Origin of the sequence: Candidatus Neomicrothrix sp. (genome assembly GCF_035329545.1) — a bacterium.
In the GTDB taxonomy this organism is placed as follows: Bacteria; Actinomycetota; Acidimicrobiia; order Acidimicrobiales; family Microtrichaceae; genus Microthrix; species Microthrix subdominans.
The window spans coordinates 19,612-35,029 of sequence record NZ_DAOLGP010000018.1 but is presented as its reverse complement, the minus strand read 5'-3'; the positions used below and the strand labels follow the sequence as shown (position 1 = coordinate 35,029).

The window sequence follows — 15,418 nt, the reverse complement described above, 5'->3', positions numbered from 1 at the left end:
AGGCCCGACTCCACGGGAAAGCGGCTCTGCTCGAAGTGCACACGGCAGCGGCTCCCCGACCGATCAGCTCGATGCCGTCGCCCTGCGTCCGCCGTAGGGGCGATAGCCCCGGTTGTGGGCCTCCGCCAACGTGTCGGGACCGAAACAGATGTAGGTCTCGGCCGTCATCAGCTCGGTGATCAACGCCTCGTCGGCGCCCGAGATGGCATCGACGTCGTACACGACCTGCGTGCGCTTGTCGCCGACGTACTGATTCTCAGAAAACTGCTTGGGACGCTCCATGGCGCAAGCTCCTCCAACGGTGCCGAGCGGGGTTTTGGGCGAAGGTTACTCGTCGCCAACGGGGTCGTCGCCGAGCGCCGAGCCGACCGCCCCGATGCTGCGTTGAAACTCCCCCTCGGCGCGCAGCACGATCACCACCTGTTCGTCGCTCAGGTCGCGGTCCTCCACCTCGCCGAGCACCCAGGCCAGCGGCTCGTCCTCGTCGACGACGACCAGGTCGTCGGCCACCGTGTCGAACGTGCGGGGCGAGGCCAACCCGCGCCGGGACATGTAGGCGATGTGGGCCTCGATCACCGCCCGCACGTCGTCGTAGCTGATCTGAGCGGCCACGTCCGGCGGCAGGTGATCGGCGACGTAGTCGACCGCGTCCTCGACCACGTACACCGCCCGCATCGGCCGCTGGGCCTGCACGCCGGTGACCGACCCGACCGCCACCGCGGCGATCACAAAGGACACCAGCGCGCACAGCACCCAAAAGAGGGCGATCATCGCGTTGCTCCCGTCGAAATTGGACGACCGGTGGGACCGAACACGTTCACGCGCTCACGCTACCGGGGCGTTCAGATGCCGATCGCCTGAGCGAGCAGTTCCCGGTGGTAGGTCGGGTCGCCGAAGAGCAGCTCGGAGCTTTTGGCCCGCTTGAAGTACAGGTGGGCCGGGTGCTCCCAGGTGAAGCCGATGCCACCGTGGATCTGGATGTTCTCGGCGGTCGTGTGGAAGTAGGCCTCCGAGCAGTAGGCCTTGGCCAGCGACGACACCGAGGTCAGCTCGTCGTTCATCTCCGCACCGCACCAGGCGGCGTAGTAGGCGGCCGACTTACCGGACTCCACCTCGAGCAGCATGTCGGCCAGCTTGTGCTTGATCGCCTGGAACGAGCCGATCGGCCGACCGAACTGCACCCGGTCCTTGGCGTACTGCACGGCGGAGTCGAGGCACTCCTGGGCGCCGCCCATCTGCTCGGAAGCGAGGGCGACCACCGCCAGCTGCAGCATCTTGGTGAGCGTGTGCCAGCCTCCGCCAGCGGCGCCGATCAGCTTGCCCGGCGTCGCATCGAAGTCGAGCTTGGCCTGCTTACGGGTCTGGTCCATCGTCGACAGCGACGTGCGGGTCAGCCCGGAGGCATCACCGTCGACCGCGAACAGGCTGACGCCCTCGGCGGTGCGGGCAGCGACGATGATCAACGAAGCGAGGTGGCCGTCGATGACGTAGCTCTTGGTACCCGTCAGAGTGTGGCCGTCGTCAGAGGCGGCAGCCTCCATCTCGATGCCGGACTCGTCCCAGCGGCCGTTCTCCTCGGTGAAGGCCACGGTGGCGATCGTCTCGCCCGAGGCGATCCCGGGCAGGTACTCGGCCTTGGCGGCGGCGTCGTCAGACTGCAACAGCGCGTTGGCGGCCAGGGCGACCGTCGAGAAGAACGGCGCACACAGCAGGCGGCGGCCCATTTCCTCAAAGATCACGCACAGCTCGACATAGGAATACCCCGACCCGCCGAACTCCTCGGGAATCGCCAGACCCTGCAATCCCAACTGCTCGGCCATCTGGCTCCACACCGCCGGGTCGTAGCCGTCCTCGGTCTCCATCAGGCGGCGGACCTCGGCCTCGCTGCTTTTGTTGGTCAAAAAGTCGGCTGCGACCTTGCGCAGTTCCTCTTGCTCTTCGGAGAAGGCGAAGTTCATGGATGTCCCCCTGGGTCACGACCCCTCGTCGATGGCGTGTTCGCCATCCGAGCGGTGCGGTGTGGTCATGTGGTGTTGGGACCAGTGTGATCGCGTGCCGGCCGCCGTGTCATCTCGGTGTGTGTACATCTGTGTACGCCATAGTCAGCCGGGCGGATAGCGTGACCGCATGGATCAGGGTGATGGAACCCGCCCCGCCGGGACGATCGAGATCGGGGTGCGGCGGCTGCGCAGCGAATTGGCGGCGCTGGTGCGGCGTGCCGGTGCGGGCGAGCGGGTGGTGATCACGGTGGCGGGACGGCCGGTGGCCCAGCTGGGCCCGGTCGAGCCGACCGCCGGCCCGCCCACGCTGGCCGACCTGATCGCCCGGGGCGACGTGGATGCGCCGCGCCGCGCCGACCGGCCCGAGCCGTCGATCACCGTGCCCACCTGGGCCGGGGTTCGCCTCGACACCCTCGTCCGCGAGGTGCGAGGCCGATGAACTTCACCTGGCATGCACAGCCCTTCTTGCAGGACGAGACCCGGCCGGCGAGGCCCACATGACGTTGGCCATGGACACGACCGGCCTGCTCGCCCGCTACCTGGAGGGCCCCACCCACGCGGTGGCGCTGCGTGCCATGGCCGCGGATCCGGACTGGTGCGCCTCGGCGCTGGTGCTGAGCGAGGCAATGATGCTGATCGACCGGCTGGGCCTCGACGGCGAGCGCTCCGACGAGCTGCGTCGCTCCCTGCGAGACGATTGGGAGCGCTGCGCCGTCGTACCCCTCGACCGCAAGTGCCTGGACCGCGCCGCCGAGCTGGGCCGCACCCAACCCCTGCGCACCGTCGATGCGCTGCACCTGGCCGCCGCCGACCGGTTGCCAAGGCCCATCACCTACCTGACGTTCGACCCGGCCCAGATCCCGGTGGCGCTGGCTCTGGGCTTCTCGATTCCCGAGGACTGAAGCTCCCCCAGGGACCGAAGACTCCCGAGAACCGAAGACTCCCGAGAACCGACTCAACCGTTGGGCGGGCGACGGCGAGCGGCCCGGCACGCCAGGTTCGGTCCGCCAGGTGCGGGTCGCCCGGGGCGCTCAGCCGTCTCCGGAGGTCCGCCGCCAGGTGGCCCCGTCGGCGGTGTCGGTGATCGCTACTCCCTCGGTCGCAAGCAGGTCTCGAATCTCATCCGCTCGAGCAAAGTTCCGCTCGCCGCGCGCCGCCTCCCGCTCGGCGAGCAACTCGTCGATCCGCTGGTCCGACCCGGTGGCGTCGGCGGCCTCGTCGGGATCGACCGCAGCGGCCAGGCCGAGGCCCAGGGCGCGGTCGGCGTCGGCGAGCAGCGCCCACCGCTGCGCTGAGCTCAGCGCCTCGTCCCGCACGGCCTCCCAGATCACCGCCAGCGCCCGTGGGGCCGCCAGGTCGTCGGCCAGCGCCTCCCAGATTCGGGTGGAGTACCCGGCCACAGCCGGGTCGTCCAGGTAGGCGGCGGCGCCGACCGGCAGCTGGACCGCTGTGAGATCGGACGGCTCCGCCACCGTGAGATCGGACGCATCCGCCGCCTGTGCCGTCGGCGCCCCCTCAGGCGGCGCCTCGCCTCCGCCGTCGGGGCCCAGCGCCTGGGCACGGCCGGTCGCCGCAACCTTGGACAACCGCCTGAAGGCGGCGGCCGCCTGGTCCATCGCCTCCCAGGTGAAGTCCTTTTGCTGGCGGTAGTGGCCGGTGAGAAACAGATACCGGAACGCCAGCGGGTCGTAACCCCGCTCGATGAGGGTGTCGGCGGTCAGCACGTGCCCCGCCGACTTCGAGAGTTTGGCGCCGGACAGGTTGAGGAACTCGTTGTGCACCCAGAACCGAACCCAAGGGTGCACGCCCAGCGCCGACTCGCTCTGGGCCACCTCGTTGGTGTGGTGCACGCCGATGTGGTCGATGCCGCCGGTGTGGATGTCGAACGAGTCGCCCAGGTAGCGCCTCGACATCGCCGAGCACTCGATGTGCCAGCCGGGGAAGCCCCGACCCCACGGCGAGTCCCACTCCTGTTGGCGGGTGACCCCTGGGGCGGTGAACTTCCACAGGGCGAAGTCGGCCGGGTTGCGCTTGGCGCCGGTGTTGTCCACCCGTCCGCTGCCGGTCTGGGCGGCCACGTTGAGCCTGGCGAAGTCGGCGTAGGTGGGGAACGTGGCGATGTCGAAGTAGACGCCGTCGTCGATGACGTAGGCGTGCCCGCCGGACTCGAGCATGGTGATCATCTCGATCTGCTCGGCGACGTGTGCAGCCGCCCGGGGCAGCTCGTCGGGTTCGAGGCAGCCGAGCAGGCGGCGGTCGGTGGCCCATTGCTCGGTGTAGTGGGCCGCGATCTCGGCGGCGGTCCGCCCGGTGCGCTTCGCCGCAGCTTCGACCTTGTCGTCGCCGTCGTCGCCGTCGTCGGTCAGGTGCCCGACGTCGGTGATGTTGGTGACGTAAGTGACGTCGTACCCGGCGACCAGCAGCACCCGCCGCAACAGGTCCGGCGTCAGTTGGCTGATCATGTTGCCCAGGTGCTGAGGCGCATACACGGTGGGGCCGCAGGTATAGATGCCGACGTGGGGGGCATCGATCGGCTCGAAGCGCTCGATGCTGCGCCGGCGCGTGTCGTGCAGGCGAAGGTCGGCCAGGGCAGCGGGCGCAGCGGCGCCCAACGGGGCGGCCGGGTCGGTGGGAGGGGCCATGGCACCATCATGGCCCAGCTCCCGCCGGTCGATCATCGACGGCAGGAGCCGGTTGAGCGACGAGGAACAGAGCGCTCTGGGTCAACGATGGGCACAGCTTGGCCGGGGACGCTGCCGCGGGGAACCCGACGCGACCGGCGGCGGTACCCTCAACACATGGCCCTCGAAACCGACACGACCCGCATCTGGTCCGACACCGCCGCCGAGATCCACCAGGTGGTCGTCGGGCCGATGGACAACAACGTCTACGTGCTGCGCTGTCGATCCACCGGCGACGCCGTGCTGATCGACGCCGCCAACGAACACGACCTCCTGTTGGAGCTGGCTCGAAGCCTCGGGGTGCGCCAAGTGCTCGAAACCCACGGGCACTGGGACCACATACAGGCGGTGACCGAGATGCGCGACGCCGGCTATTCGGTGGGTGTGACCTCCGAGGACGCGTCGATGCTGCCGTCCTATGACGAGATCCTGGCCGACGACGAGCTGATCGAGGTTGGTGACCTCCGGCTGCGCACGATCCACACGCCCGGCCACACGCCCGGTTCGATGTGCTTTGCCATCGAGGGCACCCCGGTGCTGTTCTCGGGCGACACCCTGTTTCCGGGCGGGCCGGGCAACACCACCTTCGAGGGCGGCGACTTCCCGACGATCATCGAGTCGCTCGAACAGCGGCTGTTCCGCCCCTTCGGTGGCGACACCCTCGTGCTGCCGGGACACGGCGACCACACGACGATCGGCGCCGAGGCACCACATCTTGACGAGTGGGTCGAGCGCGGCTGGTGAGCTCCAGCGGGCGCTGCCACGGTCACCTCGTCGTGCGGACCGAACGGTCCGACCAGCCTGTGGGGGCGGCCTCGCCCGGCGTCCTAAGGTGACGGGTCCCTCTTTCGACTTTCGATCTAGGAGAAATACACTGAAGCCCATGGCCAAGCTCTCCCATCATCCGGTGAGCGCATGAACGACCTGCGCAACCTGCCTGGCGACCCCCTCGACTCGGTTGCCATCCGGGCGCAGTTCCCCGTACTCCAGCGGGAGATCAAGGGCCATCGCATGGCCTTTCTGGACAGCGCTGCATCTTCACAGAAGCCCCAGCGGGTCATCGACTCCATGTCGCGCTTCTACGAGACGATCAACGCCAACGTTCACCGCGGCGTGTACGAGATCTCCGAACAGTCGACGACGGCGGTGGAGCAGGCGCGCCGCGACATCGCTCGGTTTATCGGTGCCGCCGACGCTGCCGAGGTCGTGTTCACCAAGAACGCCACCGAATCGCTGAACCTGGTTGCCGGCTCCTGGGGACGAGCCAACCTCGGGCCCGGGGATGCCATCGTGCTCTCGATGCTCGAGCACCACGCCAACATCGTGCCGTGGCACATGCTGGCCGCCGAGAAGGGCTTCGAGATCCGTTGGATCCCGCTGACCGACGACGCCCAACTCGACCTGAGCTCACTCGACACCCTGCTCGACGGCGCCAAGCTGGTCGGCGTCACCGCCGCCTCCAACGTCACCGGCACCCTGACCCCGGTTCGGCGCATTGCCGATGCCGCCCACCAAGCCGGCGCCGTCGTGTGCGTCGACGCCTGCCAGTTCGTGCCCCACAGCCGCTGCGACGTCGAAGAGCTCGGCGCCGACTTCCTGGCCTTCTCCGGGCACAAGATGTGCGGCCCGACCGGCATCGGCGTGTTGTGGGGCCGTCGGACCCTCCTTGAGGAGATGCCGCCGTTCCTTGGCGGCGGGTCGATGATCCGCGACGTCCGCCTCGACGGGTTCACCGCCAACGAGATCCCGCACAAGTTTGAGGCCGGCACCCCACCGATCGCCGAGATCATCGGCCTCGGCGAGGCGGTCGCCTTCCTCGAGGAGCTGGGCATGGACAACGTCTTGGCTCACGAACAGGCGATGTCGGCCTATGCCTTCCGGACGCTGACCGAACGCTTCGGCGAGCGGCTGACGATTCACGGGCCGGCGGAGCCCGGCCAGCGGGCGGGCGTGATGAGCTTCGCCCTCGGCGACGTGCACCCCCACGACGTGTCGCAGATCCTCGACGAGCACGGCGTGGCGGTGCGGGCCGGGCACCACTGCGCCAAGCCGCTCATGAAGGAGCTCGGAGTCGGGGCAACCGCACGCGCCTCCTGGTACCTGTACAACACACCCGACGATGTCGATGCCCTGGCGGACGCCCTGGACGCCACGGCCGAGTTCTTTCTGTAACCGTTCTTTCTCCACAACGTGCGCCGCAGCCTGCGACGCTCGCCACCCGCACCTGGCCGGGCCTTCGGGGCTCGACCGACCAACCCTCCGGAGCCACCATGGCCGGTCTTGAGGATCTGTACCGAGAGATCATCCTCGATCACTACCGCAGCCCCCGCCATCGCGGGCAGCTCGACACCCCACCGGCCGTCAAGGCCGAGGGGTTCAACCCGTTGTGCGGGGACGAGGTGGTCGTCTACCTGGCCGTTGACGACGGCGTCGTCACCGACGTCGCCATCGATGGGCAGGGCTGCTCGATCAGCCAGTCGTCCGCCTCGATGATGAGCGCTGCGATCAAGGGCCGTTCGGTCGACGAGGTGCGTGCCCTCGTCGGCTCATTCAAGCAGATGATGTCGAGCCACGAGACCGAACTGAGCGGCGACGACGACGACGCGCCGACCGAGACGGCGGACAGCCCCGATCTGGGTGACCTGGCGGCGCTTCAGGGGGTCGTGAAGTTCCCGGTCCGCATCAAGTGCGCCACCCTCAGCTGGAACACCCTCGTCCATGCACTCGACGAGGCAACCGCGTAACGTCTGAGTCTCGGGCCGACAGGCTGCGCTGGCGCCGCCTCGCCCTCAAGCCCGGGACGGCTTCGCAGGCTCCCGCGCAGACTCGAGGTCGCTCCAGAGCCGATCGAGCCTGGCGGCAACTACCCGGCCGGGCCCGCCTGGCTGGTCGGCGGAGCGGCCATGGGGGGCTTAGCGCCCGCCGGGATCGGCACCGGAGGCGCCGTCGTCGGCGCCACGCCGCCGGTGACGGTGGGCAGCGCTGCCGGGTCGACCTTGTCACCAAGGCGGGTCGATACCTCGGCGGCGACCGCCGGATCGCCCAGCGACAGCGCTTCCACCGGAAGCACCGTGCGGTTGATCAGCTTGATCCAGTCGTCGGAGCCGAGGCGGCCCAGCGTGTCCGAGCGGACCTTGCCCTCGGCCCACAGCGTGCGACCGAGTTGGTCGGGCAACACGAGCAGGTCTTGAGCCCGCACCGTGGGGGTGGCCCCGCCCTGACGGGCCTGGGCGACCGTCATGGCGAGAGCCTTGAGCATCGGGTACGGGTTGGAGGTTTCGCCGCCGGCGGGCTGCACCTCGAAGTGCAGGTGCGGCGGCGTGCCGATGGCGTTGCCGGAGGTACCAACCTTGCCCATCACCTGCCCGACCTCCACCTGCTGGCCGTCGATGCCATCCTCAACCGCAGAGAGGTGGGCGTAGTAGTAACGGTTGCCCGACCGGCCGTACAGGTACACCGTGTTGCCGCCCAGGCTGTTGGTCGCCACCCGCACGACGCCGTCCTCAACGGCCACCACCGGGTTGCCGTAGCGGGAGAACAGGTCGTTGCCCTTGTGCGAGCGCTTGCCGCCCGCCCGCTCGAAGCCCCATGAGTCGACGAAGTTCCAGTCGCCGGCGATCGGGTAGGTGACGGTCAGGTCGTTGCTCACCAGCGCGTTCAACGCCGCATCGGGCCCAGCGCCTGCGGTCGGGTCGCCGCCGGTCGTCGTCGATGCCAGAGCGCCCTCGGGCAGGTCGGGCAGCGCCGCCGGCTGCTCTGCGGGGGCCTCCTCGGGGGCGGCTGCTGGGGCCTGATCCAAATTCAGCGCACTCGCCTCGGAGACGACCTTGGCCAAGCTGGCCTCGGTCTCGGCGAGCGCCTTGCGGCTCTCCGCCAGCGCAGCCTTGGCGCTGTCGCGGTTGGCGGTGTTTTTCATGACCGCAGCCTTGGCCCCATCGAGGCCATCGGAGGCCGAGGCCTGGTTCTCGTCGGCGCCGACCAGGACGGTGCCCGAATACTCCCGCACCGCGCTTGCCCGCATCGTCTGGCCAGTGAGCGCCAGGATGTCGGGGTCATTCTCACCGTACAGGTTGGTATAGGAGGCGACGCTCATCCGGGCGAGCTGCTTGCGCGCCTTTTCGGCGGCCGACTCACGCCGCTCGAGTTCCACTCGGGCCTCGTTGAGCGCCCGCTCGGACTGCACCATGGCCGTCTCGGCCCCAATGACCCCGGCCTTGGATGCCGAGCGCTGTTCGTCAACCGTGAACGCTGCGGATTCGGCCTCCTTGCGCACCTTCGTGACCGTCTCGCGCAGGCTGACCCCCTGCACACCGGCCTGACCGCCGATGAGCACCGGGGTCTCCCACACGCCGGGTGCCAGCTCCCGGATCGGGTTCTCGCCGATGACCGCACCGCCGCCGGTGTTGCCGCCACCGGAGCTTTCCGAGTTTCCGGGCGGGGTGACCGGCTCGCCGACGTCGCCGCCGCCCTCATCTTCCGGTTCGTCCTGCTTGGGGGGAAGGGTGGCCTCCGGAAGGGTCTCCTGCGGGCCTTCGGGCTCCTGCGGGGCGGGGGGCGTCGTCGCCGGTCCGGGCGCGTTGGTGGTCGGCGCTACCGGCGGCGGGGCCTGCGTGGTCGGCGGCCTCGTCGTCGGTGCAGCCGACGTCGGCGCCACTGTCGTTGGCGGAGCGGTCGTCGGGGGCGCGGTCGGCCGTGCCGTTGTGGGCGTCGTCGTGGGTGCAGCGGTGGTCGGGGGAGGCGTCGGGTCCTGTGCCCCGACGGGAGCGACGGCAACAACCGTGCCCATGAGGACCGCCCCGGCCATGACGGTGGCGCCCAGCGAGCGACGGCCAAACCGGTTCTTCAAGGTATTCAACAGGGGTTCCTCACCAGGTGCCAGAGGGTCGTGACCGTGTGCAGAGTATCGGCCATGGGACTGCCCATGAGACGTCGCTAGACTCCATCTATGGAGACCCAGCACCGCCGCCCCGATCGCTCCGGGTCGAGCGGCCTACCTTACGCTTCGGAGCCCGCAAACGACAGCGGGGACGAAGAATCCGACTTCGTCGCCCGCTTCGGCCCACCCGGGCTGACCTTCGATGACGTCATGCTCATGCCCGCAGCCTCCGACGTACTCCCCCAAAACGTCGACACGTCGGCATCGTTCGCTCAGGACATTCGCCTGGCCGTCCCGATCGTGTCGGCGGCCATGGACACGGTCACCGAGGCGGGCATGGCGATCGCACTCGCGCGGATGGGCGGGCTTGGCGTGGTCCATCGCAACCTGTCGCCCGAAGAACAGGCCCACGAGGTGGACCGCGTGAAGCGGTCCGAGTCGGGCATGATCTCCGACCCGGTCACCCTGACGGCGAACCGTCCGGTGTCCGATGCGCTCGACCTGATGGCCCGGTTTCACATATCAGGGGTGCCGATCACCGATCATGCCGGGTTACTCGTCGGCATCCTCACCAACCGCGACCTGCGCTTCGAGACCGATGACACCCAGCTGATCTCCGAGGTGATGACGCCGCTGCCGTTGGTGACCGCTCCGGAGGGCACCACGCTCGATCAGGCCCAGGTGCTGTTCGCCCGCCACAAAATCGAAAAGCTTCCCGTCGTCGATTCGGGCGGCAGGCTGTGCGGCCTGATCACCGTCAAGGACCTGCAGAAGCGGATGGACCACCCCGAGGCAACCAAGGACGCCGACGGCCGCCTGCGCGTGGCCGCCGCGCTGGGTGTGGGGCCCGATGCGCTCGACCGGGCCAAGCTGCTCATCGACGTCGGCGTGGACGCATTGATCGTCGACACCTCCCACGGCCACTCCTCGTCGGTGCTCGAGACGGTGCGCAACCTGCGCGCCGAGTGGGCCGGGCCGATCGCCGCAGGCAACATCGCCACCGGCGAGGCCGCCCAGGCGCTGATCGACGCCGGCGCCGATGCGATCAAGGTGGGCATCGGCCCGGGTTCGATCTGCACGACCCGGGTGGTGACCGGCGTCGGGGTTCCCCAAATCACCGCCGTGTGGGAGTGCGCCGAGGTCGCCAGGCGCCACGGCATCCCCGTGATCGCCGACGGCGGCATCCAGTACACCGGCGACGTCCCCAAAGCGATCGGTGCGGGGGCCAACACCGTCATGCTGGGCAGCTACCTGGCCGGGGTGGATGAAAGCCCGGGCGAGATCGTCTTCTACCAAGGCGAGCGGTACAAGGAGTATCGAGGCATGGGTTCGATGGGGGCAATGAAGGCCCGCTCGTTCTCCAAGGACCGCTACTTCCAGGCCCACATCACCGAGGCGGACAAGCTGGTGCCCGAAGGCATCGAGGCTCGGGTGCCCTACAAGGGACCGCTGCGCAACGTTGTCGGTCAGCTGGTGGGCGGCCTGCAACAGGCGATGGGCTACACCGGGTGCGGCGACCTCGACCGGCTGCGCAGCGAGGCCAGGTTTGTGCGCATGACCTCCGCCGGGTTGCGGGAGAGCCACCCCCACGACGTGTCGATCACCGAGGCGGCCCCCAACTACCGGCTGCGCTGAGCCCGGCCCGGTCCTCCCACGCGAGCCCACATTCCGGTGCGGTGTCGCCGCCGAGTGCAACGATGGGCCGATGACCAGGCCCTTCCGCTTCGCCATCCAGCTCTCCCAGCCCCTACCCGGCACGTCCTGGGGTGACACCGCCCGCCGGGTCGAGGAGGCGGGCTTCTCGGCCCTGCACATGCCCGACCACTTCGGCGATCAACTGGCGCCCTTGGCGGCGATGACCTGGGCGGCGGCCGTCACCGAGCGGTTGCGGGTGGGCGCACTGGTCTTCGACAACGACTACCGCCACCCGGTGGTGCTGCACAAGGAACTCGCCACCATCGACCAGCTGTCAGGCGGGCGGGTCGAGTTGGGCCTGGGCGCCGGCTGGATGCGCTGGGACTACGAGAAGGCGGGCTTGGACTATGACGCGCCCAAGGTGCGGGTCGACCGCTTCGAGGAGGCGCTCATCGTGCTCAAAGGTCTCTTCCGCGAGAGCGAGTTCAGCCACGACGGCGAGCACTACTGCATCGATGCGCTGGAAGGGTTGCCCCGGCCACACGCGCCGGGCGGCCCTCCGCTGATGATCGGCGCCGGCGGGCCGCGCATGCTCGGCATCGCCGGCGCTCACGCCGACATCGTCGGGATCAACCCCCGGATCCCCTCCGGTGCGGTCGACGCAGAGGCCGCCCGCGACTTTGCCGCCGACCGGGTCGACCAGAAGCTGGAGTGGATCAAACGCGGTGCCGGGGACCGCTTCGACGACATCGAGCTGAACGTTCTCGTGTTTCTGGCCACCGTCACCGACGATGCCAGGGGCATGGCCGAGGGCATCGCCGCCATGTTCAGCGCGGAGCCCGAGATCCCCAAAGGGGTGGGCGATGCGGTCAACGCAGCGGCGACCGGCGGCGCCACCAACGACGATGCTTCGGGGGGCGACTTCAGCACCGAGACGGTCCTTGAGGCGCCCGCCATCCTGCTGGGGTCGTTCGAGGAGATGGCCGCCACCCTGCGCCAACGGCGCGAACGCTGGGGCATCAGCTACATCACGTTGCAGGGCCCCGACGCCATGGAGATGGCGCCGCTGATCGCCGAGCTGTCCGGCACCTAGCGCCGTGGTCGTGGCGACCCCGACGTGGTTAGGCCACCCGCTGGATCGCCTTGGCCAGGGTGATATCGCGGTCGGTGAGGGTGCCGACGTCGTGGCTGATCAGGTCGATCGTCACCGTGTTGTAGCTGTTGGACCAATCGGGGTGATGGTTGGCCTCCTCGGCCAGCGGTGCCACCCGGATCATAAACGCAAAGGCCTCGGAGAAATCGGCGAACTCAAAGGTGCGGTGCAGGGCTCCCTCGGCCAGCCGCCACCCCGGCAACTCATTGAGCGCCGCCCGGAGCTCGTCGTCGGTCAGCCCCTCGTCGCCCTCTGCCCGTGCGCCCATGATGTTGCCTTTCGTTCAAACTCGTCGTCAGGGGACGCCTGGGGCCTCCCCCAGGCCACCGTAGGGGCTATCTCCGATTCCAACCGGTTCCAAACCGGGCCAGGATCACTCCCATGACCACGCCCGACACCAGCGCCACCAGCGCCGCCCAGCCCGCTGTGGGCGCCTGTCCCCGCTGCGGCGCCCGCCTCAGCGCCGCCATCGGCACCCCCAACGCGGCCTGCCCCAGCTGCCACCTCGCCCTCGGCGGACCCCTCGTCGCCGAGCTGAGCGACCTCAACCGCCGCCATGGGGAGCTCCATCGGTACCGGAACGAGGTCCTGGCGATCGTTGCGCACGACCTGGAGGCCAACGAGCGGCGTCGTGGAGAAGTGCTCGCCGCCTTGGAGCCGGCCAGCCCGACGGCCGCCGGTCAGCCGCCTCACCAGGCCGCTGAGCGCGGACGACCGGCCGGCGGCAACGGCCGGGGAACCCAGGCGTTGCTTCTGGGCCTCGGCGTGTTGTGCCTGGCGATCGCCGTCGCCGTGTTTGCCGCCGTCGGGTGGGGTCGGCTCAACCCTGCCGGCCAGGCCGCCGTGCTGCTGGCCGCAACGGTGGTGGCCGGATTTGGCGGGCTGGCGCTGCACCGTCGGGGCCTGAGGGCGACGGGCGAAGCGGTGCTGTGCCTGGCCGCGGCCATGGTGCTGGTCGACATTGCGGTGTTCGGCGACGCCCTCGGCGCCGGCGCAGGCGATCTCCGGTTCTGGAGCGGTGGCCTGGCGTTGCTCGCCGCCCTGGGCGCCGCCACCCGGCGCTGGGGCGGAGCCGGCGGCCTGGCCCCGCCATCGTCCGGGGCCCTGATCGGCGTGGTCGCTGCGCAGCTGACCTTGCCGATGGCGGTGGGGGCGGCGCTCGGCCGCCACTCGAGCACCGGGTTCGACCTCACGCTGGGGGATCCGGGCCTGACCCAGGTGGGCATCGCCGGGGTGGCTGTCGTCGGCATCGTGCAGGCGATCGTCGTCACGCTGGGCACCCGTGAGCGACGCTGGTCGCCGGCCTCACCGGTGGTGGGCATGGCGCTGCTGACCGCGGCCGCCGGTTGGTTTGTGTCGGCGAGCATGGCGCTGGCGCTGAACGAGCCGACCGCCGCCGCGGCGATTCTGGCGGGGGCGGCGATCGCTGCGACCCTGGCGGCGTTGCTGCCGCAGCTCGGCTCGGCCTGGACCAACCTGGCGGCGGCCGGAACAGCCGCTGCGGCGCTCGGGGCGTGGACGGCGCTGGCCCCGGACGCACTCTCGCTCACCGTGTGGGTGGCCACCGGCGCTGCGTTGGCCGTGCTCGCCGCCTGCACAACCCCGCAGCGCTCCAGGTGGGGCGGGGCGCTCGTCGCCGGCCTCGTCCTGGCGGGGACGACGTGGGTGCTCCTCGCCGCCGGCGGCAGTGCTCTTGACGACTTGACGACACGCCTCGGCGGCACCCCGGAGGGCACCGCCGGCGCCGACTACTCCTGGGCCGAGGTCCTCGCCGTGGCGATGATCGTCACCGCAGCCGTCGTCGGCGCCCTGATGATCCTCGCCCGACATCGCAACCGAAGGGCCTGGATCGGACCTCTCACTGCCGCTGCGGTGGTGTTGATCGCTTATCTGGCCATGGCGCTGCCGCCGTTGATCGGCGTGAGCCAGCTCACCTGGGCGATCGTATTGACCCTGGCAGCCGCGGCCGGCGCGGCCGCCGTGACTGCGATCTCGATCAGCGGCGCAGCGGGCGCGGCCATCCGGGCCGCGGGATGGGCAGCGGCGGGCACCACCGCAGCCGCTGCGCTCGCGCTGGGGTTCGTCGGGGACGACCTGGACCTGTGGTGGGCGCTCACCGGCGTCGCTGCGCTCCTCGCCGTGCTGACCGGGCGGGCGGGACGGACCATCGAAAGCACCGGCCTGGCCGGCGTGGCCGGCCTGCTCACCGTCGTCGGCGCCGCCTCGACCGCAGCGCTGTTCGACGCCGGGCCGACCTGGGTGGCCATCGTCGCCGTCACCACCTCGGGCGTCCTCGCCGTGGCGGCTGCCGCCGTCGTGTGGGCCGCCGAGGAAGTCGCTGCGGCGGGCCGGGGTCCCCGATCGGTCGCCGGCGCCATCTGGAGCACCGTCGCCCGCCCGTTCATCGCCCTGATGCTCGGTGCCCAGGCGGTGGCCCTGGTCGTGGCGGTGGTCGACTCGATCGACCGCCAGGCAGCCGTCTCCGGCACGGTCAACCTGCTGATCGGCGCGATCTGTTGGTTCGCCGTCTCCATCCTCATCCGACAGGGCCTTGCCGCTGCGGTCGGCGCAGTGCTCTCCCAGTTCGCCGCCTGGCTGGCCCTGGGGATCGCCGGGGTGGGGCTCGTCGAGGCCTACACCGTGCCGGGCGCGCTGGTGCTGCTGGCGCTGGGCGCCGAGGCGATGCGGCGTTCCCCGCAGCGGGGCTCCTGGATGTCGTTGTCACCGGCGCTGGTCGTTGCCCTGGTGCCGTCATCGATGGTCGCGATCGCCGATGGCGGCGCCCGGATGCTGGCGCTCATCGCCGTCGGTGCGCTGCTCGTCATCGTCGGTGGCCTGCTCAGGCTGGGTGCCCCGGTCGTTGCCGGAGCGTGCTGCGTGGTGACGCTGTCGTTCGTCGAGGTGGCGCCGCTGGTCGGATCGCTGCCCCGCTACCTCACTTTCGGCACCGCCGGCGCGGTGTTGCTCGTCACCGGGGCCACGTTCGAGCGCCGCCGGGCCGAGCTGCGCTCGCTGCACCGTCAACTTCGGTCGCTGCGCTGAGGTCTCGCCCGGAAGGGCGCCGGGTTCCGGA

General features: G+C 70.0%; 14 protein-coding genes. 8 read left to right on the top strand and 6 right to left on the bottom strand.

From position 1 onward, the window contains the following. Positions 1 to 63: 63 nt before the first annotated feature. The 3 genes from PKD89_RS11345 to PKD89_RS11335 form a co-directional block, all read right to left on the bottom strand. The gene (locus tag PKD89_RS11345) at positions 64 to 282 is read right to left on the bottom strand and encodes a hypothetical protein (RefSeq protein WP_287379038.1); all 219 of its coding nucleotides are present in this window, start codon (positions 280 to 282) and stop codon (positions 64 to 66) included. A 45-nt stretch (positions 283 to 327) separates the two neighbouring features. Next, positions 328 to 771 carry a hypothetical protein gene (locus tag PKD89_RS11340; RefSeq protein WP_287379039.1) on the bottom strand — a complete coding sequence of 148 codons (444 nt, stop codon included), beginning with the start codon at positions 769 to 771 and terminating at the stop codon, positions 328 to 330. Positions 772 to 842: 71 nt separating this feature from the next. After that, entirely contained in the window at positions 843 to 1,958 is a 1,116-nt protein-coding gene (locus tag PKD89_RS11335) for an acyl-CoA dehydrogenase family protein (protein WP_289012026.1), read from the bottom strand. 169 nt (positions 1,959 to 2,127) lie between these two features. On the opposite strand from PKD89_RS11335, the gene PKD89_RS11330 reads away from it, so the two are divergent. Both PKD89_RS11330 and PKD89_RS11325 read left to right on the top strand, forming a co-directional pair. Next, a complete protein-coding gene (locus tag PKD89_RS11330) occupies positions 2,128 to 2,439 on the top strand; it encodes a type II toxin-antitoxin system Phd/YefM family antitoxin (RefSeq protein ID WP_289012025.1) in 312 nt (103 codons plus the stop codon). 58 nt (positions 2,440 to 2,497) lie between these two features. Continuing rightward, positions 2,498 to 2,902: a type II toxin-antitoxin system VapC family toxin gene (locus PKD89_RS11325; protein WP_287379042.1), complete on the top strand. Its 405-nt coding sequence runs from the start codon at positions 2,498 to 2,500 to the stop codon at positions 2,900 to 2,902. Between the two features lie 129 nt (positions 2,903 to 3,031). Here PKD89_RS11325 and PKD89_RS11320 read toward each other — a convergent pair whose 3' ends face one another. Further along, positions 3,032 to 4,642: a cysteine--tRNA ligase gene (locus PKD89_RS11320; RefSeq protein ID WP_289012024.1), complete on the bottom strand. Its 1,611-nt coding sequence runs from the start codon at positions 4,640 to 4,642 to the stop codon at positions 3,032 to 3,034. Between the two features lie 156 nt (positions 4,643 to 4,798). Here PKD89_RS11320 and PKD89_RS11315 point away from each other — a divergent pair, with 156 nt between their 5' ends. The 3 genes from PKD89_RS11315 (at position 4,799) to sufU (ending at position 7,425) form a co-directional block, all read left to right on the top strand. Continuing rightward, positions 4,799 to 5,425 carry an MBL fold metallo-hydrolase gene (locus tag PKD89_RS11315; RefSeq protein WP_287379044.1) on the top strand — a complete coding sequence of 209 codons (627 nt, stop codon included), beginning with the start codon at positions 4,799 to 4,801 and terminating at the stop codon, positions 5,423 to 5,425. Positions 5,426 to 5,596: 171 nt separating this feature from the next. Beyond that, positions 5,597 to 6,853 (top strand): SufS family cysteine desulfurase, encoded by a 1,257-nt coding sequence (locus PKD89_RS11310; RefSeq protein WP_287379045.1) that lies wholly within the window; start codon positions 5,597 to 5,599, stop codon positions 6,851 to 6,853. A 98-nt stretch (positions 6,854 to 6,951) separates the two neighbouring features. Further along, complete coding sequence (gene sufU / locus PKD89_RS11305; RefSeq protein WP_287379046.1) at positions 6,952 to 7,425, top strand: Fe-S cluster assembly sulfur transfer protein SufU; 474 nt, start codon at positions 6,952 to 6,954, stop codon at positions 7,423 to 7,425. A gap of 119 nt (positions 7,426 to 7,544) precedes the next feature. On the opposite strand, the gene PKD89_RS11300 is transcribed toward sufU, so the two are convergent. Further along, positions 7,545 to 9,536, bottom strand: coding sequence for a peptidoglycan DD-metalloendopeptidase family protein (locus PKD89_RS11300; RefSeq protein WP_287379047.1), 1,992 nt, complete (start codon positions 9,534 to 9,536; stop codon positions 7,545 to 7,547). Between the two features lie 90 nt (positions 9,537 to 9,626). Here PKD89_RS11300 and guaB point away from each other — a divergent pair, with 90 nt between their 5' ends. Both guaB and PKD89_RS11290 read left to right on the top strand, forming a co-directional pair. Next, positions 9,627 to 11,192 carry an IMP dehydrogenase gene (gene guaB / locus PKD89_RS11295; protein WP_287379048.1) on the top strand — a complete coding sequence of 522 codons (1,566 nt, stop codon included), beginning with the start codon at positions 9,627 to 9,629 and terminating at the stop codon, positions 11,190 to 11,192. 70 nt (positions 11,193 to 11,262) lie between these two features. After that, positions 11,263 to 12,285 carry a TIGR03621 family F420-dependent LLM class oxidoreductase gene (locus tag PKD89_RS11290; protein ID WP_287379049.1) on the top strand — a complete coding sequence of 341 codons (1,023 nt, stop codon included), beginning with the start codon at positions 11,263 to 11,265 and terminating at the stop codon, positions 12,283 to 12,285. 28 nt (positions 12,286 to 12,313) lie between these two features. On the opposite strand, the gene PKD89_RS11285 is transcribed toward PKD89_RS11290, so the two are convergent. After that, complete coding sequence (locus tag PKD89_RS11285; protein ID WP_287379050.1) at positions 12,314 to 12,613, bottom strand: 4a-hydroxytetrahydrobiopterin dehydratase; 300 nt, start codon at positions 12,611 to 12,613, stop codon at positions 12,314 to 12,316. A 113-nt stretch (positions 12,614 to 12,726) separates the two neighbouring features. Here PKD89_RS11285 and PKD89_RS11280 point away from each other — a divergent pair, with 113 nt between their 5' ends. Continuing rightward, entirely contained in the window at positions 12,727 to 15,387 is a 2,661-nt protein-coding gene (locus PKD89_RS11280; protein WP_289012023.1) for a DUF2157 domain-containing protein, read from the top strand. Positions 15,388 to 15,418 lie beyond the last annotated feature (31 nt).

Excerpts from the sequence above, each read along its gene's own strand:
- guaB (WP_287379048.1), top strand. The coding sequence starts at position 9,627 with ATGGAGACCCAGCACCGCCGCCCCGATCGCTCCGGGTCGAGCGGCCTA.
- PKD89_RS11310 (WP_287379045.1), top strand. The coding sequence starts at position 5,597 with ATGAACGACCTGCGCAACCTGCCTGGCGACCCCCTCGACTCGGTTGCC.
- PKD89_RS11340 (WP_287379039.1), bottom strand. The coding sequence starts at position 771 with ATGATCGCCCTCTTTTGGGTGCTGTGCGCGCTGGTGTCCTTTGTGATC.
- PKD89_RS11320 (WP_289012024.1), bottom strand. The coding sequence starts at position 4,642 with ATGGCCCCTCCCACCGACCCGGCCGCCCCGTTGGGCGCCGCTGCGCCC.
- PKD89_RS11330 (WP_289012025.1), top strand. The coding sequence starts at position 2,128 with ATGGATCAGGGTGATGGAACCCGCCCCGCCGGGACGATCGAGATCGGG.
- PKD89_RS11280 (WP_289012023.1), top strand. The coding sequence starts at position 12,727 with ATGACCACGCCCGACACCAGCGCCACCAGCGCCGCCCAGCCCGCTGTG.
- PKD89_RS11290 (WP_287379049.1), top strand. The coding sequence starts at position 11,263 with ATGACCAGGCCCTTCCGCTTCGCCATCCAGCTCTCCCAGCCCCTACCC.
- sufU (WP_287379046.1), top strand. The coding sequence starts at position 6,952 with ATGGCCGGTCTTGAGGATCTGTACCGAGAGATCATCCTCGATCACTAC.
- PKD89_RS11285 (WP_287379050.1), bottom strand. The coding sequence starts at position 12,613 with ATGGGCGCACGGGCAGAGGGCGACGAGGGGCTGACCGACGACGAGCTC.
- PKD89_RS11325 (WP_287379042.1), top strand. The coding sequence starts at position 2,498 with ATGACGTTGGCCATGGACACGACCGGCCTGCTCGCCCGCTACCTGGAG.
- PKD89_RS11345 (WP_287379038.1), bottom strand. The coding sequence starts at position 282 with ATGGAGCGTCCCAAGCAGTTTTCTGAGAATCAGTACGTCGGCGACAAG.
- PKD89_RS11335 (WP_289012026.1), bottom strand. The coding sequence starts at position 1,958 with ATGAACTTCGCCTTCTCCGAAGAGCAAGAGGAACTGCGCAAGGTCGCA.
- PKD89_RS11315 (WP_287379044.1), top strand. The coding sequence starts at position 4,799 with ATGGCCCTCGAAACCGACACGACCCGCATCTGGTCCGACACCGCCGCC.